This is a genomic window from Brucella sp. TWI432, assembly GCF_039674445.1.
Classification (GTDB): domain Bacteria; phylum Pseudomonadota; class Alphaproteobacteria; order Rhizobiales; family Rhizobiaceae; genus Brucella; species Brucella chromiisoli.
Genome location: NZ_JBDJNL010000074.1, coordinates 1 through 448, shown reverse-complemented (window position 1 = coordinate 448; position 448 = coordinate 1). Strand labels below are relative to the sequence as shown.

Sequence of the window (448 nt, the reverse complement as noted above, 5' to 3'; positions counted from 1 at the left end):
GTATTCAAACAGGATCAGAATAATGGCTGTGTTCACACAGGACGGTCGCACTGTCCTCGCGCAAGCGCTTCTCAATATGACTTTATTTCTCGCTGTGGGCGAAGGCGATCCGGCATGGGACAGCGAACCACTGCCAACCACGCCGGAAGAACAGGAAAGCCGGGACGCAGCCCTTTCGGGGCTTTCTGACCTTGTCAGCAAAGTCGGCATCACCCGCACCCGTGAGAAACTCTTTGTCACGCCGGACAATGCAGGCAGCATCTTAATGAGTGACGGCGCTGCTTATTCGCAGAGCGAGACGCCTACGCCTTATGTGTTTGTGCGCTTCCAGCTTGAACTGCCCGATGCAGCCGACAGCACATTGCGCGAAACGGGCATCTTTGTGGGAACGCAGTTGGCAGAAAGCGTGCCAGCCGGTCAGCAATATATCGCAGCCGCCAATGTGGTG

1 protein-coding gene is annotated in these 448 nt (G+C 56.2%); it reads left to right on the top strand.

Annotated elements, in window-relative coordinates; translation table 11 throughout:
- Nucleotides 1-22: 22 nt before the first annotated feature.
- Nucleotides 23-448, top strand: a 426-nt coding sequence (locus ABE527_RS21670) for a BW3TFN family phage tail fiber component (RefSeq protein ID WP_499698266.1), incomplete at its 3' end; no start/stop codon positions are given.